This is a genomic window from Streptomyces sp. NPDC079167, assembly GCF_040686735.1.
Lineage (GTDB): Bacteria > Actinomycetota > Actinomycetes > Streptomycetales > Streptomycetaceae > Streptomyces.
Map to the genome: position 1 here is coordinate 60,095 of NZ_JBFBLO010000022.1, position 21,694 is coordinate 81,788.

22 protein-coding genes are annotated in these 21,694 nt (G+C 67.7%); 7 read left to right on the top strand and 15 right to left on the bottom strand.

Going from position 1 to position 21,694, the window contains the following annotated elements; genetic code table 11:
• Positions 1-14: 14 nt before the first annotated feature.
• From AB0P41_RS31910 to AB0P41_RS31935, 6 genes are all read right to left on the bottom strand, one after another.
• Positions 15-389: a DoxX family protein gene (locus AB0P41_RS31910; protein WP_356714334.1), complete on the bottom strand. Its 375-nt coding sequence runs from the start codon at positions 387-389 to the stop codon at positions 15-17.
• Positions 390-740: 351 nt separating this feature from the next.
• Positions 741-1,586 (bottom strand): triphosphoribosyl-dephospho-CoA synthase, encoded by an 846-nt coding sequence (locus AB0P41_RS31915; protein WP_356714333.1) that lies wholly within the window; start codon positions 1,584-1,586, stop codon positions 741-743.
• A gap of 210 nt (positions 1,587-1,796) precedes the next feature.
• On the bottom strand, positions 1,797-2,678 hold the full coding sequence (locus tag AB0P41_RS31920) for an intradiol ring-cleavage dioxygenase (RefSeq protein WP_356714332.1): 882 nt from the start codon (positions 2,676-2,678) through the stop codon (positions 1,797-1,799).
• Between the two features lie 157 nt (positions 2,679-2,835).
• Positions 2,836-4,242: an ATP-binding protein gene (locus tag AB0P41_RS31925; RefSeq protein WP_356714331.1), complete on the bottom strand. Its 1,407-nt coding sequence runs from the start codon at positions 4,240-4,242 to the stop codon at positions 2,836-2,838.
• Between the two features lie 68 nt (positions 4,243-4,310).
• Positions 4,311-5,054, bottom strand: coding sequence for a response regulator transcription factor (locus AB0P41_RS31930; protein ID WP_356714330.1), 744 nt, complete (start codon positions 5,052-5,054; stop codon positions 4,311-4,313).
• Between the two features lie 138 nt (positions 5,055-5,192).
• The gene (locus AB0P41_RS31935; protein ID WP_356714329.1) at positions 5,193-5,975 is read right to left on the bottom strand and encodes a helix-turn-helix domain-containing protein; all 783 of its coding nucleotides are present in this window, start codon (positions 5,973-5,975) and stop codon (positions 5,193-5,195) included.
• 108 nt (positions 5,976-6,083) lie between these two features.
• On the opposite strand from AB0P41_RS31935, the gene AB0P41_RS31940 reads away from it, so the two are divergent.
• The 4 genes from AB0P41_RS31940 to AB0P41_RS31955 all read left to right on the top strand — a co-directional run bounded on the left by AB0P41_RS31940 (position 6,084) and on the right by AB0P41_RS31955 (position 9,978).
• The gene (locus AB0P41_RS31940) at positions 6,084-7,583 is read left to right on the top strand and encodes an MFS transporter (RefSeq protein WP_365935598.1); all 1,500 of its coding nucleotides are present in this window, start codon (positions 6,084-6,086) and stop codon (positions 7,581-7,583) included.
• A 301-nt stretch (positions 7,584-7,884) separates the two neighbouring features.
• On the top strand, positions 7,885-8,580 hold the full coding sequence (locus AB0P41_RS31945) for a protocatechuate 3,4-dioxygenase subunit beta (RefSeq protein WP_356714326.1): 696 nt from the start codon (positions 7,885-7,887) through the stop codon (positions 8,578-8,580).
• 1 nt (position 8,581) lies between these two features.
• Positions 8,582-9,124, top strand: coding sequence for a hypothetical protein (locus AB0P41_RS31950; RefSeq protein WP_356714325.1), 543 nt, complete (start codon positions 8,582-8,584; stop codon positions 9,122-9,124).
• Positions 9,121-9,978, top strand: coding sequence for an alpha/beta hydrolase (locus tag AB0P41_RS31955; RefSeq protein WP_356714324.1), 858 nt, complete (start codon positions 9,121-9,123; stop codon positions 9,976-9,978). Before AB0P41_RS31950 ends, AB0P41_RS31955 begins: the two co-directional genes overlap by 4 nt.
• Before the next feature lie 43 nt (positions 9,979-10,021).
• Here the strand turns inward: AB0P41_RS31955 and AB0P41_RS31960 are convergent, their stop codons facing one another.
• The gene (locus AB0P41_RS31960) at positions 10,022-10,819 is read right to left on the bottom strand and encodes a sugar phosphate nucleotidyltransferase (protein ID WP_365935600.1); all 798 of its coding nucleotides are present in this window, start codon (positions 10,817-10,819) and stop codon (positions 10,022-10,024) included.
• Between the two features lie 44 nt (positions 10,820-10,863).
• Here AB0P41_RS31960 and AB0P41_RS31965 point away from each other — a divergent pair, with 44 nt between their 5' ends.
• The gene (locus AB0P41_RS31965) at positions 10,864-11,292 is read left to right on the top strand and encodes an NUDIX hydrolase (RefSeq protein ID WP_356714322.1); all 429 of its coding nucleotides are present in this window, start codon (positions 10,864-10,866) and stop codon (positions 11,290-11,292) included.
• Here the strand turns inward: AB0P41_RS31965 and AB0P41_RS31970 are convergent.
• The 5 genes from AB0P41_RS31970 to AB0P41_RS31990 all read right to left on the bottom strand — a co-directional run bounded on the left by AB0P41_RS31970 (position 11,287) and on the right by AB0P41_RS31990 (position 15,908).
• Entirely contained in the window at positions 11,287-13,026 is a 1,740-nt protein-coding gene (locus AB0P41_RS31970) for a hypothetical protein (RefSeq protein ID WP_365935601.1), read from the bottom strand. The two genes, AB0P41_RS31965 and AB0P41_RS31970, sit on opposite strands and share 6 nt — an antisense overlap.
• A 598-nt stretch (positions 13,027-13,624) precedes the next feature.
• Entirely contained in the window at positions 13,625-14,365 is a 741-nt protein-coding gene (locus AB0P41_RS31975; protein ID WP_356714320.1) for a hypothetical protein, read from the bottom strand.
• Positions 14,349-14,855: a hypothetical protein gene (locus tag AB0P41_RS31980; RefSeq protein ID WP_356714319.1), complete on the bottom strand. Its 507-nt coding sequence runs from the start codon at positions 14,853-14,855 to the stop codon at positions 14,349-14,351. The genes AB0P41_RS31975 and AB0P41_RS31980 overlap by 17 nt, the downstream gene beginning before the upstream one ends.
• Before the next feature lie 124 nt (positions 14,856-14,979).
• Positions 14,980-15,522, bottom strand: coding sequence for a hypothetical protein (locus AB0P41_RS31985; RefSeq protein WP_356714318.1), 543 nt, complete (start codon positions 15,520-15,522; stop codon positions 14,980-14,982).
• Positions 15,519-15,908, bottom strand: a complete 390-nt coding sequence (locus AB0P41_RS31990) for an ATP-binding protein (protein WP_365935603.1) — start codon at positions 15,906-15,908, stop codon at positions 15,519-15,521. Before AB0P41_RS31990 ends, AB0P41_RS31985 begins: the two co-directional genes overlap by 4 nt.
• Positions 15,909-16,295: 387 nt before the next feature.
• Here AB0P41_RS31990 and AB0P41_RS31995 point away from each other — a divergent pair, with 387 nt between their 5' ends.
• Both AB0P41_RS31995 and AB0P41_RS32000 read left to right on the top strand, forming a co-directional pair.
• A complete protein-coding gene (locus tag AB0P41_RS31995; protein ID WP_365935604.1) occupies positions 16,296-17,645 on the top strand; it encodes a hypothetical protein in 1,350 nt (449 codons plus the stop codon).
• A gap of 20 nt (positions 17,646-17,665) precedes the next feature.
• Positions 17,666-18,214 carry a GNAT family protein gene (locus tag AB0P41_RS32000; RefSeq protein ID WP_365935606.1) on the top strand — a complete coding sequence of 183 codons (549 nt, stop codon included), beginning with the start codon at positions 17,666-17,668 and terminating at the stop codon, positions 18,212-18,214.
• 242 nt (positions 18,215-18,456) lie between these two features.
• On the opposite strand, the gene AB0P41_RS32005 is transcribed toward AB0P41_RS32000, so the two are convergent.
• Genes AB0P41_RS32005 through AB0P41_RS32015 form a run of 3 tightly spaced genes read right to left on the bottom strand, consistent with a single transcriptional unit; the run spans position 18,457 to position 21,366 of the window.
• Positions 18,457-19,635 (bottom strand): cytochrome P450, encoded by a 1,179-nt coding sequence (locus AB0P41_RS32005; RefSeq protein WP_365935608.1) that lies wholly within the window; start codon positions 19,633-19,635, stop codon positions 18,457-18,459.
• A gap of 4 nt (positions 19,636-19,639) precedes the next feature.
• Positions 19,640-20,824, bottom strand: a complete 1,185-nt coding sequence (locus tag AB0P41_RS32010; protein ID WP_365935609.1) for an MAB_1171c family putative transporter — start codon at positions 20,822-20,824, stop codon at positions 19,640-19,642.
• Positions 20,821-21,366 carry a regulator component gene (locus AB0P41_RS32015; protein ID WP_365935611.1) on the bottom strand — a complete coding sequence of 182 codons (546 nt, stop codon included), beginning with the start codon at positions 21,364-21,366 and terminating at the stop codon, positions 20,821-20,823. The genes AB0P41_RS32010 and AB0P41_RS32015 overlap by 4 nt, the downstream gene beginning before the upstream one ends.
• Positions 21,367-21,694 lie beyond the last annotated feature (328 nt).

Consider the following 21,694-nt stretch of genomic DNA (forward strand, 5'->3'; position numbering starts at 1 on the left):
GGTTTGTGGCGACCTTAGAAGGCGTAGGGCCCGAACCTTCCCCACGCCACGATGGCGGCCAGGATCAGCAGCACGACGTTTGCGCCGATCATCTGGTTCTCCTTGCGGCGGGCGTGGACGACCGCGGCGCCGAGCATGGTGATCGCCAGCCCGGTGGCCGCCAGCGGCACCAGGACCGGGGCGATGTTCAGGGCCGCGGGCAGGATCAGGCCCAGGGCTCCGAGTACCTCCACCGCACCGATGGCCTTCACTGCGCCGGACGAGAAGTCGCCCACCCAGGCCATGCCGGAGGCTGCCAGTTTCTCCTTCGGCTGGCCCGCCTTCATCAAGCCGGCGAGGAGGAACGCGACGGCCAGGACGCTCGCGATGATCCAGAGAGTGACGTTCATGGGGACGGGCCTCCGTGATTGCTTGAGCTTTCAAGTAACAATAGAACGAGTCACTTGAAGCGTCAAGCGAAAATGTGCCGTGTTTACTTGAGGAATCAAGTGATCTTCGGGGGTGGTCTCACAGAGGCCGGAGCAGGGGCCCCTGAGCGCGGACAGGGCAGCGGTATTACTGCCATCCGGGTGGGTTCAGCCCGGTTTGCAGGTTCGGCGGCGATTCAGATCGAGCCCATGGGTGCGCCGGGGGAGGGGGACGGATCGGGCTCCGGGGAGGTCGCGCGCGTGTGCCCGGGCGGGGTTCACGGCGCCGGGGCGGCCTGCGTCGGCCGTCCTGCCCGGCGGCGGGCAACGTGGTCAGCCCCGAGGGGGTGCGTTCCTCGTCCGGGTCAGGGAGGGCAGAGCGTCCAGGAACAGGGCTCCGGTCAGAAGTGCCGCGCTGCCGCGCGGGCTCCAGCCCCGTGCGTGCAAATCGGCGTCCAGGGCCGCGAGTGCCTCGGCGCCGGCGGGGGCGGCGGTGCCGCCCGCGTCGATGACAGCGCGTGCACCCGCGTGGACGTGGCGCAGGCCCCCGGGCCCGGCGGTGTAGAGGAGTTCGCTGTCGCGCAGGGTCGACATCACGGTCAGCAAGGCGTCGAGCCGTGCGTGCGTCTCGGTGGCGCCCGCCTTCCGGGAGGCGTCAAGTGCCTGGAGCGCACGGAGCACGTGGGGAAAGCCGGCGCGTGCCTCGCCCCGGGCGCCCGCCGCCCCGTACTTCACCGACACAGCCGAACCGTGCGAGGGCCGACGGGGGGACTTCCGGTCAGGGTGCGCGGCGATGCGCTTGGCGGCTGCGGTGACCTCGGTTCCCGTCGCGGAAGGGAGGAGCGCGGCGCCCGCGACGAGCAGGCCGAGCGTCCACAGGGCACCCCGGTGGCCACCCCCGGCCAGATCCGCCGAGTGCTCGGTGCACCGTCCGACAGCGCCCAGCTCCTCGCGCAGCAGAGGCGTCGGCTCTCCGGTGCGGCGGGCTGCGGCAGCCATCGCCGCGAGCCCGGGCGTCAGCGCCTTCGCCGTCCAGAGCAGAGCTCGGTGGTCCTTGCGGGTGGTGCGTGCAGCGAGATCACGGGGGTCCGCCAGCCCGGGCTTCGGGGCGAGGGTCAGCTGATCAGTCAGAGCGGATACGGCGATGTCGGCGAGCTGCTCGTCGTGGTACTTGGTCATGTCCCTGCGGAAGGAGTCGGGAGGGCGGATGGCCCCGCCGCGTCGGGAGCGTGACCTCGGCGGGGCGCTGCTCGGCTCGGGGCGTATGCGGGAGGGCGGGCGCAGGCGGTCCGGTCGGTTCGCGGCCGGTCGGTTCCTGTGCCCGCCCCGTGCGGATCCTGGCTGCCTTCAGCGGACCATGAGGCCCGCCGGGTCACGCCGCAACACGTCCTACGCCGAGGGGGGCGAAAGGGGGATGTCCCCGTCGTTGGTGGCTTCCGGGTCCACGCCCACGGTGATCGACGCGGTGACGCCCTTCGTGATCCGCTTCTTGTCGTAGCGAAGGGTGAGCAGGCCGCCCGTGGCGCCGCTGTCGTCGTAGACCGTGTCCTCGGTGAGGGTGACGCGGTCGACGGTGCTGGTCGAGTAGGGCTTCACCTCGGCGACGGCCAGGACAGCCTTCTCCTCGAAGTAGAGCTGGCCGGTGTGGCAGGTGCGGCCACCCTCGTAGCCGCCCTTGGTCCACGTTCCGTCCGTGTGCACCTTGGTGTGGATGTGTGCGGCACGGCCCTCGTACCAGCCGGGGAAGATGCTGGTGAACCGGACCTTGCCCGTGTGGTCGGTACGCAGGGTGCCACGCAGGTACCGTTCGTTGTCGGTGGGTTCCAGGTGCAGGTCACCGGACGCGGGCGGGTTGTCGGGGGACATGCCGGGGGGCAGGGCGGAACCCATGCTCTCGTACCCGGAGTAGATGCCGAGCGCGTCGCAGTGCCAGATGTCGACCGCCGCGTTCCGCAGCGGCTTGCATGTCTCGGCGTCGATCACCTTGATGACCAGGGTCAGCGGAACGCCTTCCTTGTCCTCGGTGACGTCCGTCCGGATCTTGTCGGCATCGATGTAATAGGGGCCTTCGATGGCTTCGGTGTTCAGCCGGTAGCAGGTTTCCCCGGCTGAAGGCTTCGATCCCTTCACCTCGACCGGTGTTTCCTCCCCGGCGAGAGCATTCGTGGCCAGCACGCCGCCCGCGCCGGCCACTGCGATCGCGGCTCCTCCGGCGACGAGCACCTGTCGACGTGACGTGTTCCTCTTGTGCCGCGCACCGTCCTGGGTCATCCTCGACGGATCCTTTCGGCTTGGGCTGGTTCGCTTCGACCGGCCGTGGACGCTCACTATTGCGGACCCACCTGAGGCGTAACTGAAACGGACTCTGCTCCGGGGCGCCTTGTTCGGCTGACGCCGGGGTCCTGGGACCGCCTCCTTCTGTGTCGTCCTACTGCGGCGGTTGCCGGGTCAGCGGCAGCAGTACGGTGAACTCGGTGTCGCCCTGTTCGCTGCGTACCTCGATCCGGCCGCCGTGCGCCCCGGTGATCGCGGAGGCGATGGCGAGCCCGAGACCGGTCCCGCCCTTCCGGTCGGCAGTGCGAGCGCGGGAGTCGTCGGCTCGGGTGAAGCGTCCGAAAATGGAGGGCAGGTCCGCGGTGGGGATGCCGGGGCCGTCGTCATGGACGCGGATGACGCACCGAGTGGCGGTGGCCTCCGCGGTGACCGTAACTTTCGTCCGGGCTGGGGTGTGCACCCGTGCGTTGGTCAGCAGATTGGCCAGTACCTGCTGCAGGCGGGCCTGGTCGCCGTCGACCGTCACGGAGGCGTCGAGGCGGAGGACCACCTGCCACAGGTGATCGCTTCCTGCGGCCCGGGCGTCCCACACCGCCTCGGCGACCAGGGTCGCCACGTTCACGTCGCCCCTGTGCAAGGGACGGCCTTCGTCGAGGCGAGCGAGCAGAAGCAGGTCCTCCACCAGCGCCGTCATGCGCGCCGACTGCGCGGAGACCCGACGCCAGGCCAGTGCGGGGTCGAGTTTCCCGGTCCCGGCCGACATGAGCTGGGCGTACCCGGCGATAGAGGCCAGCGGGGTACGGAGCTCATGGCTGGCGTCCGCGAGGAGGCGGCGCATGAGCTCCTCGGTACGCTGTCTTTCTGCGACCGACGTCTCCACGTGGTCGATCAGGTGATTGAGTGCGACGCCGACCTGACCGGCTTCCGTACCCGGATCGGTGTCGTGTGCGGGAACGCGGCTGAGCCCCGTGACCTCCCCCCGGTCCAGGGGCACCCGGGCGGCCTCTGCGGCGGTGGCGGCGACCCTGCCGAGGGGGCGCAGCTGACGCCGCACCACCACCGCGCAGACACAGCCCGCAACTGCGAGCCCGAGCCCGGCGATCACCGCCTCGGCCACCACCAGGCGGCCCGTCATGCGCTGTACGTCGGCTGTGGGAAGCCCCGTGATCACCGAAGCCCCGTCGTCGCCCACCGCGGTCAGCCGGTACTCACCGAGGCCGGGAACCACGCGGGTATGCAGAGAGCCGTCCACAGCGATCCCACTCAGAGCCTCCTGCTGCGCGGTGGAGAGCTTGCGCAGGCTGCCTTCGCCAGTCACCACACCGGCGGCGGGCACATGCTTCGAGGAGTCGATCCGGGCCCCGAGAGTTCCGACCGGTTGGCCGGGCAGCCCGAGGAAACCCAGATACGTGAGACCGCCCGTCCGCAGGCGCAAGGCCGCCTGGTGCCGTTCGGCGGCTTCGGTGACACGCTGGTCGAGATCTGCGCGCCAATACTCACTCTGCGTGAACACCGTCGTGAACGACATGGCGGCGCACACGGTGGCCAACAGCGCGGACATCGAGAGGACCAGGCGCGTCCGTAGGGTTCTGCCACGTGTGCGGGTTTTCGCTCGCCGGCCGAGCCACGTCAGCATGACCCGTCGTCCGCTCCCCGGATCACGTAACCGACTCCGCGCACTGTCCGGATCATCGGGGTCCGGCCCTTGTCGATCTTCGAGCGCAGGCCGTAGATGTACACCTCGACGAGGTTTCCCGCACCGTCGAACGAGCTGTTCCAGACGTGTTCGAGGAGCTGCGCCTTGCTGAACACCCGTCGGGGAGAGCCCATCAGGAACCACAGCAGGTCGAACTCCTTGGCTGTGAGCGAGACAGGTGTCGCACCCCGCCACACCTCACGGCTTCGTTCGGACATCACCAGATCGCCCAGCCTCCGCACGGAACCGTCGGCAAATGGCATCTTGTTGCCCGCCCCTGAGCGACGCAGCAGTCCGCGTAGCCGCAGCAGCACTTCCTCGAGGGCGAAGGGCTTGGTCACATAGTCGTCCGCACCCGCGGACAGGCCCTCCAGGCGATGCCCGAGCGCGTCCCGGGCCGTGAGCATGAGAACGGGCAACTCCGCGTTCTCGTACCGCAGCCGCCGCAGGACGCTCAGGCCGTCGAGGTCGGGCAGCATCCAGTCGAGGACCACGACGTGCGGGTCACACTCGCGCGCGAGCCGTACGGCACCATGCCCGTCCTCCGCGGTGAAAGGCTGCCATCCCGCATCGGCGACGGAGACAGCCAACACCTCCGACAGTTCCGGCTCGTCATCGACGATCAGCACGCGGATGGTGCCGCCCTGCCCAGCACCTCCGTGAGGCACGGTGATCATGCAACTCTCCCAAGCGTACGGTGACCGCCCATTTGCTCAGTTATTTACGTCTGGTGCCCTTACGTCTCAAACGTCGGTACGGGGGCGTAATCGCTGGATTGGTCTCAGCGGTCACACTGTGGCTGACGTCGGGCCCCCTCACCTCTCCGGTGCCGGAGGTGTCTGTCCGTCGCGGTTCGGGTTTCGCGCACCGTGGCCGGCCGGTGGTTCTGCCGGGGTGGCGGCGGCCGGCGGCCGGGGCTGGATCGTCCTGGGTACGGACTGGTCGAACTCGTCCTGCGTCAGCGCGCGGTGCGGCAGAGGGCTCGGGGCGTTCCTCTCGGTGCGCAGACCGTCAAGGATGAGGGTGAGGTACCGCTGCCAGATGCCCGGCGTCATGGCCTGGGTCTGTTGGGCTGCGGCCCCGATCATGAGCTGGATGAGAGGGAGGTCGGTCGCCTCGAAGTCGTCGCGGAGCGAGCCGTCCCGCTGGGCGCGGGTGATCAGGGCGCCGACTGCGGGTGTGAGTTGATTCCGTGAGGCGGCGACTCGCTTCGCACCGTGCGTGCCTTCGAGGAGCACCTCTCTCAGTCCGCGGTCCTCGGCGAAATCCCGGCCGGCGGCAGTGAGGAATTCGACCAGGCCGCCCCAGGCGTCTTCGTGGCGCAGTGCCTGTTCGGCGATCGTGACGATGCGCTGTACCTCGCTGTCGAAGACGGCCTCGATCAGAGCCTCGCGGTCGGCGAAGCGCCGGTAGGCGGTGCCGACGCCGACGCCCGCGTGGCGGGCGATGTCATCGAGAGTGACCTCCAGCCCCCTTTCGGCGAAAACCTGATGGGCGGCGGCGATGAGGCGCTGCCGGTTGCGTTCCGCGTCGGCCCGGAGGGGGCGGGCGCGGGACGGACTCCCGGCGGGCTGAACGGGGGCGTCACTGCGGCTCATGGCCCCACTCTACTCGCTAACCGGAGATGGGGTCTCCGCATACTGCTACCCTGGAATCTGTAACTGGAGAAAATTCTCCATTTTGGTTTCCTCGTGTTCGGAGACGTTGTGAGTGTCCTTTCGACAGATACAGGCCCGCCGAAGGCCGAACATCGGGCCGCCGGTCCACACCACGGGCGGCGCTGGCTGATCCTGGCGGTCATCGCGATCGCCCAGCTGATGGTGGTCCTGGATGCCACGATCGTGAACATCGCGCTGCCGTCCGCCCAGCAGGACCTCGGCTTCTCGAACGAGAACCGGCAGTGGATCGTCACCGCCTACTCCCTGGCCTTCGGCAGCCTGCTGCTGCTCGGCGGACGGATAGCTGACCTCATCGGCCGCAAGATGACCCTGCTGATCGGTCTGGCCGGCTTCGCCGCAGCGTCCGCCCTGGCCGGCGCGGCGACGGGCTTCGGCGTCCTGGTGACCGGGCGCGCGTTGCAGGGTGTCTTCGGTGCGCTGCTGGCCCCGACGGCGCTGGCGCTGCTGACGACGACGTTCACCACCGCCGCGGAGCGGGCCAAGGCGTTCGGCATCTTCGGTGCGGTCGCCGGTGCGGGCGGTGGTGTCGGTCTTCTGCTGGGCGGCGTGCTGACCGACAGCCTCAGCTGGCGCTGGTGCCTCTACGTGAACCTGGCCTTCGCCGCCGTCGCCTTCGTCGGTGCCATGGTGCTGCTGCCGCGCCACCGCCGGGAGCGGGGCGTGAAGATCGATGTGCCCGGCACCCTCACGGTGACCGTCGGCCTCTTCGCACTGGTCTACGGGTTCGCCAACGCGGAGACGGATGGCTGGGGTGCCACCGGCACCTGGGGCTTCCTGGTGGTCGGTGTCCTGCTGATCGCGGCGTTCGCCTGGCTGCAGGCGCGGGTCGCGCACCCGCTGCTGCCCCTGCGGGTCCTTCTGGACCGCGACCGGGGTGCCGCCTCCGTCGGAATCTTCATCTCCGCGGCAGGCATGTTCGGGGTGAACCTGTTCCTCACGTACTACCTCCAGCAGACGCTGCACTACTCGCCGCTGAAGACCGGTCTGGCGTTCCTGCCGATGGTCGGGGTGCTCATGGTGGTCTCGACCGTGGCAACCAGCGTCCTGAACCCCCGCATCGGTCCCAAGCCGATGGTCCCCGTCGGAATGGTCCTGGCGGCTGTCGGTCTCATCTGGCTCACCGGACTGGACGCCGGCTCCACCTACGCCGCACACGTCCTGCCTCCGCTGCTGGTCTTCGCTCTCGGCCTCGGCCTGGTGCTCGCCCCGTGCATGAGTGCCGCCACTTCAGGCATCGACCCGGCTGACGCCGGTGTCGGCTCGGCGAGCGTCAACACCATGCAGCAGGTCGGCGGATCCATCGGTACCGCCCTGCTCAGCTCCCTCGCGGCGAGCGCTGCCAGTGACTACCTCGCTGGGAAGGAGGTCACCCCTGAGGTGATCGGACAGTCCGCCCTGGAGAGCTACTCCACCGCCTACCTGTGGTCCGCCGTCCTCTTCGTCGCCGGGGCGGTCATCTGCGGCCTGCTCTTCCGGCGCGGCGCCCCGGTGCAGGACCCGGACGCCGCCCCTGTCGTCCACATGTGACGTGGCCGGGTCGGGAAGAGAAGTACGGGCCCCCTGTGGACTTCCCTGCCCCCGGGCACGGAACCGGGAGCTGCCGACCGCACCCTCCGGGCCACTGTTCATTTCAGTTGGGTCTCAGGTAGATCGGCAAAGGTGGACTTACACGGCCAGCCGAAGCGAAACCGGTCCAGGAGGAGACCCAGACACGGGTCCAGCCAGCCCCCTTGACACAACCATTCACCCCATCAACCTCGTTGGTCCCAGTTCCTGGAACCGACGGGCACCCGTCGGCCTGACGGAGCAGGAAGGAGCGCGTGAGCGCGTGTATACCGAGCCATGGAACTTCAAGATGCCGGATGAGTTCTCGGTGCCCGAACTTCAGCAGCAAGCGGAGATCTGGACGCCCAGGAAGCCACTGGCCATCGTCCCCTCGCGGCTGATCGACGCTTCGGCGCCCGTCTACGGCTACGGCAAGGTCGAGGCGGGTGACAACGACCTCCTGTCGCAGCACGACGGTGTGCCCATGGGCGAGCAGATCATTGTCCACGGCCGGGTCACCGACAGCTGGGGGCGTCCCGTACGTGACATGCTCATCGAGATGTGGCAGGCGAACGCCGCGGGCAAGTACGTCCACGACCACGACCGGACCCCGAAGCCGCTCGACCCGAACTTCACGGGCGCGGGCCGTACGCTCACCGACGCGAACGGCGCGTACTCGTTCAAGACCATTAAGCCGGGCGCCTATCCCTGGGCGAGCCATCGGGAGGCATGGCGTGCGCAGCACCTCCATCTCTCCCTGTCCGGCGGTGGCCTGACCGAGCGTCACGTCACGCAGATGCTGTTCCCCGGCGACCCTCTCATCGGCCGCGATCCGGTCGTCAGCACCATTCCCGACGAGAAGGCTCGCGAGCGGCTCATCTCCCGCCTCGACTGGGAGGCCGCCATCCCTGAAATCGCCCTCGCCTACCGGTTCGACATCGTCCTCGGCGGTATGCACGCGACCCCTGCGGAGCACTGAGATGACCACGACTGCAGATGCCGGGAACCGCTCGGAGGTTCCCACGACGGACCGGCTCGTCCGCACCCCGCGCACCATTCTCGGCCCGTACTTCACGCTGGGTATGCCGCTGTGCTCTGCGGTGGAGCCCGACGACGACCGCGTCCGCTTCACCCTCAGAGGGCGCGTGCTCGACGGGCAGGGCAGGCCGGCTCCGATGTCGATGATCGAGACCAATCAGCCGGAGGGCCTGACGCGGACCTTCACCGGCCTGGACGGCGCGTACTCGATCACCACCGTGAAGCCGGTGGTCCCGTCCGGTCGAGCGCCGCACCTGACGCTGCTGGTCACCGTCGGCAGCATGATCCGGCCGGCGGTGACCTGCCTCTACTTCCCGGACGAGGCCAACGACAGCGACGAGCTGCTCGTGCGGCTGTCGCCACAGCAGCGCGCCACGATGCTCGCCCGCCCCGCTGACGACGGCTACGAGTTCGACATCCATCTCGCCGGCGACGCCGAGACCACCTTCCTCGGCTGGCCCGGTCTCCTCGGGGACGCTGAGTGAGGCCGATCGAAGCCGCGGCGGCCGGCACGGACGACGTCGCCGTGATCCCGAACGGCGAGCTCGCCTACTGGGACACCGGCGGGCCGGGGCCGGCCGTCGTCCTGCTCCATCCCGCGACCGGAACGGCGGAGACGTGGTCCCCGCAGCGCCAGGCCCTGGCTGACGCCGGTTTCCGCGCCATCGCCTACACCCGGCGCGGCCACCTCGGGTCCACGCCTGCGGACCGCGACCACCCGGTGCCGGCGGCCGAAGACCTGAAAGCACTGGTCGACGCCCTCGGGCTCAGCCGCATCCACCTCGTCGGCGCCGCCGGAGGCGGCATCTACGCCGTCGACTTCGCACTGGCCTTCCCGGACCTGGTCCGCTCGCTGACCGTGGCGGCAAGCATCCTCGGCGTCTCCGACGAGCCGTGGCGTGCGGCGCTGGCCCGCGTCGGCGTGCCGCACTCGGCGGAGCTCCCGCCGGAAATCCTCGAGCTCGGGCCGAGCTACCGCGCCGAGGATCCCTCGGGCGTCGAGGCATGGCGCCGGATAGCGCAGTCGGCGCGCCCCAAGGGACTCCATCTGCAACCCACCGTCAGCAAGATCAACTGGGCCGCCCTGAGCGAACTGCGGGCCCCGGCTCTTGTGATGGGCGGCGGGGCCGACCTGCTGGTGCCGGCCCCGCTGATGGAGTTGGCGGCTTCCAGGCTGCCACGCGCCGAATACGTGAGTGTGCCGGACGCGGGCCACGCCATCCCCTGGGAACGGCCGGACCGGTTCAACGGTGCTCTTCTCGCGTTCCTCCGCACCGTCGAAGGGTGCGATGCGTGTCCACAGACGGAAGGCGACAACGTGGCCGTACAGAACACCTAAGGGGCAGGGCTTCGACCTACTGTTACGTGCCAGTTCGACGGCGTCAGGGGATGCCGAGATCGATCATGGTTCTGGTGTTGGTGATTACACCCACCGCGTCATGGCGGGCGTAGTCGGCGAGAGCGAGGGACAGTTTCGGCTCCGAGGCCGTGTGCCGCACTGATGCGGTCAGGTAGCGCAGCAGCTCGGGAGTGAGTCGGGCGCGGCCCTGAAGCAGGCGGAGGTTCTCCGGCCCATGCTCGGCGACAAGTTGCGCGGCGCGGACGGGATCAGGTTTCTCGACCAGCGCCGTCATGGTTCGTTCCGGTCCTGTGCCGGTGCAGATGATCACCCCGTGACTGCTGGCGTCCTGAAGGTTGAACGGACCAGCGAGCACCGCCGGGGCGCCCGGGGAAGCGGCGGCCATGAGTGCCGAGAGGGCCAAGTGGCTGGGGTCGACGTTGTCAGCGAAGGCCAAGCAGATGTCTCCGGCGTGCAGGTGTTCGGCACCATTGAGGGCGGAGGTGATGTCGGCGTAGCGGCCGTGCTGAGCAATGAAGTCGACCTGCATGCGTTCGGTGAGCGGGTGATGGCCGGCCGGTTGGTGCGCGAGTTGGCGGTATCGGGCCTGGGCGCCAGGGGCGAGGACCTGCCTGGTCCAGTCGATGAGCGGGGCGTAGTACGGGTGGTGCACGACCACCGCGCGATCGGCCCCGAGTCTGGCGGCCTCCTCGAGCACGTGAAGGAGGCCGGGGCGCCCCTGGACCGGGCGTAGTTCCTTGGGCAGAAATGGAGACCAGCCCGACACGCGGGTGCCGAGACCTCCGGCAGCGATGACAACCGCGGTGGGTCGTTCATTCATCGGAGATCCCCTTTGCCCTTGTGGGCAGGCGCTACGGTCTGGGGATGCATACACGTGTGACGGGCGTCGTCATCGAGGACAACGAGATCCTGCTCCTGGACCAGGACACGGACAGCAAGCGGTCGTGGAGCCTGCCGGGCGGCAAGGTCGAAGAGGGCGAGACTTTGGCCGAAGCCTTGGTTCGAGAGATGCGAGAAGAAACCGGCGTCGAGGTCGAGGTCGGGCGGCTGCTGTACCTGTGCGACAACGTCAAGGCTCATGTCGTTCACGTCACTTTCGAGGCCCGGCGGATCGGCGGGCAGATCGGGGTCGTTACCGAGGGCGCGGATACACGCCCCATCCGGCAGGTCGCCTTCGTCAAGCTCGACGACCTGCCTGGCGTGGGGTTCAGCGAGATGTTCGTGAAGCTGTGCCAGGAGAACTTTCCTGGGGCCGGCTCGTACATGGGCCCCAAGTCCGCAATCGGCCTATGAGATTGGCGCGGTCGCAGTCAGTGCGGTGACCAAACGGTGGTCCAGTTCCCCCAGGGAGCGAGCTGGACCGCCGAGGTCGTCAATCCAGTCGTTGAGGCGGTGCGCCAGCTCCCAGGCGCCGAGCCCGGTTGCCTGAGTGGTGTCGTGGTCACGCACGAGGCGGATACCGACACCACGCGAGGAGCCCAGCAGGTACCTCGACCGCTCCGCCGTGACCGCTGCCCTGGTGCCCGGGGTGTTCCATGCCGCGCCGAACAGAAAGCGCTGCTCGGGGAGGTCTGCGTCCTGGGCAGGGCCGTCACTGCACCAGATCTGAAGGTTCCCCACCAGGTGGTGGACCTGACCGGCGCCGAGGCCAGGCTCGACGACGCAGGACGCATCCCCGATCGCGTAGTCGCTGTTCCGTGCCGGCGGCGCTCCTAGGCTGGCCTCCAGCGCTTCAGCTCGTGTGGGCAGGCGTGCCCCGGACCAGGCGGCCATGACGGCTGCTCCCACCCACGTGACCCAGTACGCCGGGTGCGCCTCGAAGCCGGGACTTACCAGCCATCGCCGCCCCTTGGAGTCGAAGCGCAGCCGGCTCCCGCGCCCGTGCGGCATCGGGCACAGCAGGAGGTTTGTACCGCACTGGGTGTTCGGCATCCCGGCTGCGTGCAGCATGGTGAGCAGGTCAGCCATTTCACTGTTGGTGACCAGTGTGTTCCGCCAGGACACACCGGCCATCGGGCAGTAGCTGGGGGGCGGTACCTTCTGCCCGGCTGCGGCTGGCCGTGCAGCCTGGCGGGGGCGCGCGACCGGTTCGTGCAGCTCGTACAGGTCGTCTCCAGCCAGCCATTCGGCAGCAGTCGCGGTGACCTGCGGGTCGAGAGTCTGTGCTGCCCGGCTGAGGGCGTCGCTGGCGTGTTTGCTCACCAGTTCCGCAGTGTGACGGTCCAGGCTGGCGATGAGTTCGTTCTTGTGGTTGTTGGTTGCGAACGTGGAGTCCGCGGCGGTGGGGCCGGTGGGCCGCACCTGCTCATTGGCCGGCAGGTCGACGTTCATCAGGTCGGCGATCCGGCCCAGAGCCCCCGTGGAGTCCTTGACGTGCTGCTCGTACGAGACGACGGTGTACTCGCGTCCGTTCAGAGCGCGGGCGAGCAGCAACGCGTTCACGGCCATGAGGCGCCCCAGCGCTACGGGTTCCTCGGGGTCGTCCTGCGGCAGCAGCGTTTCGAACTCCTTGCGCCACCGCGCAGTGCGTGCGGTTACTGCGACCTGGGCGTATCGCTCGCTGTAGCCCCAGCGCTTCCAGAGGCGTCCGCGGGCAAAACTGGACGCCACCCCAACCGGAGCACGGGTGAGGACCAGCACCGGAGAGTATGGCAAGAGCGTGAGCGTGGTGTCCGTGGAGAAGAAGAGGTTGGTCTCCTTGACCAGGTGCCGTGGATACCCGTAGAGATCGCTCAGTGCACAGGCCAAGTGGTGCAGCTCGAGCTCACCGAGCCAGGCGCCCCCTGTCAGTTCAAGCGGGACGCGGTTGTGCGGGGACGTCGGGTGCTTTCTGCTCAGCTGCTGTCGGAACGGTTCGTTGTGCTGGGGCATCTCTGCGCGTAACGAGTCGGACAGCCAGTTCGAACCGACGCGCTCGAAGGTCCCCAGGGCCAGCACCGGCGCCGTGGGCGCCAGGCCACCGGGTTCGTGCTGTCCGTTGAGCGCGGCCACCCGTCTGGCAAAGGCCGTTAGATCAGATGTGAGCATTCGTCCTCCAGGAGACTCGAAGGTGCCGGAAGCTATACGGGCTTGATGGACGCTGCGGTGATGATGAGGACGACGGCAGTCAGGAAGACTGCTATTTGGCATGCGCGTCGGAACATGGGCTCCTCGAATCTCGGCAGCGCGGCCGGCGGGGTACTGACCCATCGGTCACCACGGCGGTGGCAGCCGCACGTCAGGCTCCGGGGGGACAACAGGGCAGGGGCCGTGGTGCCCGGCGAACAGCGGGCAAGCACAGTCGGGTTCGGGTGACTGCGCGCAGTCGGCCAGGACAACGACAGCGCTCAGGGGGCCGAGCCATTTGAGCCACGCGACCTGATCCCCGCCGAGGTATCGAAGGCACGCGTAGTGCGGGCCGCAGTGGTTCGGGGGCAACGGGCAGCTCGACCGACTGATGTAGTCGTCCCCGCCGGTGTCCGACGGCAGGGCCAGGACCCTGGCCTGCAGCTCGGGTGCAACCTCGTAGTCCAGGCACCCACAAGACGGCGGTACTCGACCGGTGGCAATCAGGTTGGCCGCGTACCGCACGATGGAGACCGGATCGAGCGGCACCCGATCCAAGTCTTCGCCGGTGGTCATCGCGTCAGCCTTCGTCCGTGCCCGCAGTGGTGATCTTGATACCTGCGGACGCCGTCTCTGCGGCGAGTTCGTGGAGGTCGACGGGCGTGACGCCTTCGAGCCGTACAAGTTCGCGGGCGGCGTTGATCCACGCGTATTCCTTGTGGCCGAATGGCCGCTCGATCAGCCGTTTCTGGGGGTCGAGCTTCGGTTCGAGCGTTGCCGGATCGTGCAGGACACCGGCGACTCCCCACGGCCGGGCGTCCTTGACCAGCGCGGCAGTCCATCCCTGCCGGATGTGCGTGCACGCCTCGGTGGACTCCAGCGCGCACGGGAGGCAGACGGGGGGTGAGTCTGTCGTTTCCGCCTCCAATATGACCTGCCCAGGGTCGAGAGCACGCATGAGGAACAGGTGCCGCTCGCCCCAGAGCTGCCAGCGCTCGTCGAACGTGCTGTTGCCGCAGACCTGGCACAGCAGGTGCGCCATCGCCTGGCGCTGGCGCATCGGGTGCACACCGGCGAGTGCCGGCATCCCCTTCCCGCGCGCGACTGCCCGGCGCACCCACAGCGCGCCGTGCCGCCGGTCGGCGACCTCCAGCTCGTCGAGGTAGCCGATGCCCCACACCCCGCGGTAAGAGGCGCGGATCACCTGGGGGTGGAGGGCCGTTTCATGGCTCCACGGGGCGACGAACGGGACGTGTAGGCCGTTCCAGTAGTACTGAACCCGGTCCCGGGCCGGAAGCATGCTGTCAGCCGTTGCTGGCATGTTCACGGTTCCTCCCGAGTGTCAGTTCTCCGTAGGCGATGAAGGCGCGCCGGTCGTGCAACCAGTGCAGAAAGTGCTCGTAGGCGACGTCTGCGGTGGGCATGGCCTGGCGGCTGGTCGTGAGGATGCCGTCCACGAAGCCGGCTCCCGCGTGGCGGCAGGCCCGGTTGAACTCGGGCCGTATGTCGGTCGGCGTCGGGCCGCCAGGTGTTCGGTCGGTGAAGCGTTCGCGGTGCACTCGCCAGTTCCGGCCCGCAGCGAACTCACCGAGGAGAGCGTGCTCGGCGTCGATGTCGATGCCGGGCGCGGCCAGCACGTACGTGGAGACCCTGATGGGGCGGTGCGGTGCGATTGTGGAGACGGCGCTCTCGAAGAAGCTGCGGCGCAGGGCTGCGAGTCGGCTGCCGGCACTCAAGCGTCGACGGGGTACCTCGCGGTCGTAGTGGGGCCAGTCGTCGTCGATCTCGTCGGCGGGGACGATCTCCAGCACAGCATCCTCCGGTGCAGCTCTGCACAGGGCGGGCCCTGGTGCCGGAGCCGGTTCGGGGGCCGGCACCAGGGCGGGGGTCCGTGCTCGCCCACGTCCAGGGGGACGGCGTCGGCGAGCACGGAGTTCAGGGGGTCAAGCCGAGTTGTGCCGCGAGTGCGGCGTGCGGTGTTGGCTCAGGGCGGCACACGTCGAGGGCGTTCCGGAGAGGTTGGAGAGGCACAAGGCGGTCGCTCGCGGACGGGCGGAGCCAGTACGGGCCTGGAGGTGAGGCGCGGCTCAGGGAAGGCAGGGTGATCGTGTGCGGTGCGCCCAGGCACACGGCGTACTCGTGGGGCTCCCAGCGGGCGGAGGATCCGGGCGGGACCAGCCAGTACAGCCATTCGGCGTCGGGGTCCTCGATGACCGGCCCACAGCCGTTCTGCTGCTCGTCCATGCGGTCGATGACTGCGCGGGCCCGGGGACTGAAACCGGTGATGACGACATCGAATAGGTTGCCGCCGAGACGCACGCGCGCATCGCGCCTGGCCTCCACCGCTAGGAGTGTCCGGATCACTTCGGCGAGGTCCGCCATATCGGCAGTCGGCTCGCGGGCCGGCCCGCTGGACTCGACCAGGTGCTGCATCATCGCGACGGCGATCTGGGCCGGCGGAACGGTCGAGGTAATCACGGCTGCACCAGGCCCGGGACGAGGCGTACACGGACAGCTTTGCCACCGTCCTCGCGCAGGTGCCAGGAAAGAGCACCCCCAAGACGGCGCACCGTCCAAAGCCCGCAACCGATCTCGCCGGCCTGCGCCCGCTCAAAGTGACGGAACTCGGGGAGAGAGTCCTCGACATCGATCAGAAGGGCGTGGTCTTCCGCAATGGCGAGTCTCAGCCGCAGGAGCCGCTCATCGTGCGGCGCGCCCAGGTCGGCATGCTTGACGGCATTACCGATGAGGATGCCGACGACCTGCGTGGCGGACTCGCGGTTCCCCGGCCATCGGAGCATCGTCAGTCGGGTCCGGGCGTGTAGGCGCGCCAGTAGTGCTGCACCGGGTTCGAGCCGGAACACCCTGCTCCACTCGCGATCGACTGGGGAGCTGGGCAAGGGGTCCGACGAAGGCGTCGGTCGGCTGCCAACCGGTAAGCAGCGATCCGCCGCACCGTCCGGGTGCGCTGGCGGCCGTGCGGTCTCGATGGACACAGGGACTCCCTGATTACGCGAATGATTCGTACCGGCACTGTCAGCAAGGACGAGTACGAGCCTGACGACGCCCGGCTTCCATACCTAGCCCCGTCTCTCCCTCGGAAGGCGCACGCAGGTTGACGCCGAACCTCGCACGTTCCTCGGACCTACCTCGGTGCCGCTAAGTACGTTGGTTCCAGGGCAATTTGTTGAGGGCGGCGCTCTATCGTCGACGTCAGTGACATGCAAAACGAGCAGGAGATGAGGGAGACCATGCCAACGCTGCTCCGGTACCTGCTTGACCAGCGTGAGATCCGCGACCTCGCAGCGTTTCTGCCCTACTTCAAGAAGGCTGCGCGTGAGCTGGCGGCGTTCGAAGAAAACCCCGCCATCGCGACTCTCACCCCGGCGAAGGCAACCTTCGAGGGCTGGTACTACGGCACCCGCAGACCCCAACGGGAGGCCCGGAGGGTGTTGGTACGCCTCCTGGGCTACAGCATCGACCAGCTGTGGACCGAAGTCTCGGACGGTACGGTGCCGGAGCTCTCCCCGCTGTTCGGCACGTCACGCGCAGAAAGTCCGGCCGAAACCGGCTTGGCCATGCACGAGATGAAAAGGACGGGCGTAATGGCAGCACGACGCGCAATGGATTTCGCCCTGGGTGCGGAACGCAACCAGGTAGGCGACGAAGCTCTCGGCTTCCTCCAGGACGAGGTCGCCCGGATCGTGGAGCTGTACCCCCGCATCCCCCTGTCGGAGATCTGGGAGGACCTGGCCAACGCACAGGAGGACACTTTCCGGATCCTCGAAGGCGGACGAGCTCGCCCCTCCCAGCTCAGGGACCTGCACTTCATGGCTACGGTGCTCACCTTCCTGATGGCGAAGGGCTCCCACGACATGGGTGAGTCCAAGGTCGCCCTGCAGCAGGCCCGCGTCGCCGCGTTCTGCGCGAAGGAGACCGAGCACACGGGCCTGATGTCCGTGGTTGACGGGCTCAAGTCCCTCATCTCCTACTGGGCAGGCCGGCCCGACGACGCCCTGCACTACGCCCGGCAGGGGGCGACCCATGCCCCCAGCCAGAGGGGCACGGTCAGCGTGTGGCTCCCCGGACTCGAGGCCCGCGCCGCGGCGCTCCTCGGCGACGAAGAGGCCGTACGCGCAGCCAACCAGAGGGCAGAGATTCTTCGCGAACAGGTGGTGCCCGATGACCTGGACGCACTGGGAGGCCTGCTCACCTACCCGGAGCTGAAGCAGCTCTACTACGTGGTCGAGTCCGAAGTGCTCCTCGGCCACGGCGACACCCAACTCGCGGCGCGGGCTGAGGAGGCAGTGCGCGGCTTCAGCGATCGCGAGCAGTCGCACTGGGCCTTCGGCGATCTCGCCGGCTCGCAGTGCAACCTGGCTCTCGTCCGGCTGTACGCCGAGGACCTGGACGGTGCAGCAGCGGCGATCCGGCCTGTCCTCGACCTGGCCCCGGGCCTGAGGAACAACGGGATCGTCAGGTCCGCCGAGCGGGTGAGGGGCGCGCTCGGCCGCAACTCCATGGGCACCACACCACTGGCGAGCGACCTGCGCACCGAGATCGGGATGTTTGAGCCCTCTCGCCCTGCTCTGCCTCGGTAGTGCCGGGATACAGTCCCTGCATGCACCCGATCAGCCGTTCCAGCGAGCGCCTGGAACTTCGCGAACTCACCATCGATGACGTGGACGCCATTCTCGCGATCTACGGAGACCGCGAGACGACGAAGCACATGTCGTTCGAGCCGCGGACGCGAGCACAGGTAGGTCAGATTGTCGCTCGCTCCGTCGCCTCGGCCAGCGCGTCACCTCGCATTGAGTACGCCCTCGCAATCGTCGAGAGCCAGAGCGGTGACCTGATTGGGTTCGGCCGCATAGCGACCGATCCACACCAGCCCCGCGGCGCCACCTTCGGCTTCGCGCTGAACGCCAAGGTCTGGGGAATCGGGTACGGGGTTGAATCGGTACGCCTCCTCCTCGGGCTTGGCTTCGAGGATCTGAAGTTTCACCGCATTTGGGGTGCACGATCGCCTCTGAACGAGGCGTCGGCAAGGACCATGGCGAAGGCGGGCATGGTAGAGGAGGGCATCATCCGGCAGCACATCGAGAGAGCCGGAAAGTGGCGCGACTCGGTGGTGCACGCGATCGTCGAGGACGACTGGGCCACTGCGTAACCACGTCGTACGAAGCAGGCCGGGAGCGGCGGGCCGTACCTTTGCCCGGCCCATCTCGCTGGATTTGTTCGCGAGCAGGCACTCTCCTCGCCCGGCGCTCAGACGCATGACTTCTGCGCGCCGAGCGAGGAGGCGGGTCTACTGAGTGGCGAGGGCGATGCTGGCGCAGTTCGAGACGGCTCACGTCGGCGTATGCGCCGATGGCTTATCGGGTGGCTGCTCCTGCGTGCTTCTCGGAGCGGCTATACCAGGACGGGAAGCGATGCCAGCCCTCGAACGAGACGGGTCTGCCGCCACTCCAGTCGATCAGACGGTGCAGCAAGCCGCATTTCGGGGAACCGCGTCAAGACCATCCGCAGAGCGATCTCCGCCTCGGCCTTGGCCAGCGGGGCGCCGACACACCGGTGGATGCCGTGGCCGAAGCTGAGATGGGCAGCGGCGTCCCGGTCCAAGTCGAGCAGATCCGGCGACAAGAACTGCTCCGGGTCTCGGTTCGCGGCTCCAAGAGCGACCAGCACCGGGACGCCAGCGGGGATATGGGTATCGCCGAGCATGATGGCCTCCGTGGTGAACCGGAAGGTCGCTGTACTGACGGGGGAATCGAACCGAAGCAGCTCGTCCAACACAGCCGGGACTTCGTCCGGATTTTCCCGAAGGCGATCGAGTGCAGCTGGGCGTTGAAGTAGCGCCAGGGCGGCGTTCCCGAGGAAGTTGGTAGTGGTCTCGTGTCCGGCCACGAGCAGCAGCACTGCCAGAGAGACTAGTTCCTCCTCGCTCAACTGATCGTCTCCGTCACGAGCCGAAATGAGCCGGTCGAGAAGAGAGCTGCCGGGGTTCAGGCGCTTGGCGGCGATGAGGCCCGTCATGTAGTCCGCCACGGCGTGGGAGGCCGTGTCGATGACGTCCGGCTTTCCTGCAGCGAACAGCTCTCCGGACCATCGTTGGATATGGGTCCGGTCTTCCTCCGGAACTCCGAGCAGCTCGCAGATCACTATGACCGGCAGCGGTACCGCGAGGTCGGCCACGAAGTCGAAGCATTCGCCGACGGGCCACTGATGCAGCAGCTCTTCGGTGACCTGGGCAATGAATGGACGGAGCTCTGCAACGGCTCCAGTCGTGAAAGCCTTGGTCACCAGCTTGCGCAGCCGGGTGTGCTGGGGCGGGTCGCTGGCCAGCATGGTGTGCGCCACCGCAGGATGCAGCCGACGCTGTGACTCCTTGCCTTCGAAGAAGACCGCTGTGTCCTTCGAGAGCCCAGCGTGAGTGAGGGCCTCCCGGGCTTCCGCATAGCCGGTGACCAGGTAACTGGTCCGCCCGTCGGAGCCTGCGTGCACGGACTGCACTGGACACGTGGACCGCATGGCTGCGTACGTGGGATACGGATCCTGGAGAAAGCGGGGATCCCGAGTCGGGTCGGTCATGCTCTCAGGCTCCAACTAGTTCTGGCCGGCCATCGTCTCTGACACGCCCGACACGGTTGACGTAGGCATCGGCTACCAGGAGAAACCACTCCGTGGCCGCCTGCAGATCCTTTCGGGAGGCGGCCTCCGCAGCCGGCGGGGCGACATCTTCAGCGAGTCGGCCCGACTGCAATCCGGCCAGCGCCGCCTTCATGACGGCCGCCTCGACTGCTGCGGCACGTTCTTCCGTCCCAGTGCCGAAGGCATCCTGAGCCGCCTGTTGCACAGCACGGGGTCGGTATGCCCGCAGGGCGAGGCTGCCGTCACTGATCTCGATGACCCGCCGCTGAAGCAAGAAGTCCGAGTCGCTCGAAGAGCCCTGGGCGTCGTTCGCGGTGCTCAGGACGATCTCGGGCATCGCAGCCGAAAGATCCTGCCAGAGGGAACCGAGCGCCTCGAAGGACTGCGCCTCCCAGCGACGTCGGCGGGTCTGGCTGAGCGGGTAGACCACAGCGGGCAAGGTGAGGCCGAGACAGATCAGCAGAACGGCGAGTGCCGGCGATGTCACGCTGAAGACACACGGCATCGTGAAGAGCGACGAGCATTCCGAGTGGGCGGGGATGAGGTGTAGGCCCAGGCCGAGATCGACGAGCCGCGTCAGCTTGTATGCCGAGTAGACGAGCGCGAATCCACAGCCCGCTGCTGCCAACCGAAGGCCGATGCGCACGCTGCTGCGACGCGTTGTCTTCGACTGACGCACGGACTGCACCAAGAAGTCCACGACGGCGAAGCCTAGGTAGGAGATGTACAGGAGCAGATAGAGCGCGTACGCCCGCGGAGAGCGGTGGGCCATCTGTTCGTAAGCGAACAGGATGGTCATGCCGAAGACTGCCCCGGTGAGGAGAAACAGACGCAGGCGAATACGACGCTGGGCCTCTGCAGGTTCAAGGTTCAGCTGGAACGATACGGCCAGAACTGCCGTGGCTGCCGCCACCGAGGCGCTGTTGCTGAGCAACCGTGCGACGTGCGGCACGACCGACTCGGCAGCGTCCTCGAACAGCGGGGCGTAGGAGGCGAAGGCCAAGGCGAACGATCCGAGGAGCGCACCCATGGCCCACGTGCCGGTCGGACGAGGAGTGCCTCGCCCGAGCACCCAGTAGCCGGCAGCCGCTGCGAGCAGGCAAGCCACGCCGAGGAAGACAGCATTCATCGGGAGCGGAACCGCCCTTTCCTGATGGGCTGGGCGAAAAGTGCGTCCCAGCTGTCCGGTCCCTGTTTGGGCCGTAGAGAAGGGGATTCGCGCTCGCGGTAGATGCGCTGGCGGATGACTGTCGCCATCATCTCCGCTTCACGTTCGTCTGCCGTCGAGTAGCTCGTACGCCCGGACATGCGTGTGACGAGCGTGGGGTTCACACCGAGGATCCGTGCCGTGTTCGTGTCGACCTCCAGACTCCCTGGGTGGTCGTAGAACACATGGCACAGCTCGTGGGTCAGGATATGCCGCTGATGGTGGACTGACGTGCCTTCCTCGTAATAGAGGAGGTCGACCGACGGGGTTTCGATCCTTATCCCGCAGGGCGCATCGACTGCGCCGAGCGTACGCAACGGCGCCAGGATGATCGGCTTGCCGCGGAGATCAGCTATCGCGTCACGCAAATCGCGGGTGCTGAAGCGGTGTGGCAGGGGCAGAAGGTCAACCTGCTCCTCACATGATGCGCGAAGTCGACTCACGTCGATTTCTGACAAGGGCATGGAAGTTCCCCTTCAACCTCGGCGGTGCGCCAACTCACTCATGAGTGACAGCGATGAGGATGCCAAGCGGAAGGCGGAACTCACACTTCCCGGAACTCGGAATTCCGGTCACAAAGGGTGAGGCGCGCAGTGCTTCGGAGGTGCGGGGGGTCTACCTCTCGGGCTCCATCGAAGGGGTTTTCCGCTCGCGATCTCGGGGTGCGGAGTGCGCCGCAATGAATAATTGAAGAATTGACTACCCGTTATGTCTGACTACGCTGAATGACTGACCGTGATCATTTGCTGAGAATTCTGGGCACGTCGTGGTGTACATCACCCGTGGCGGCCT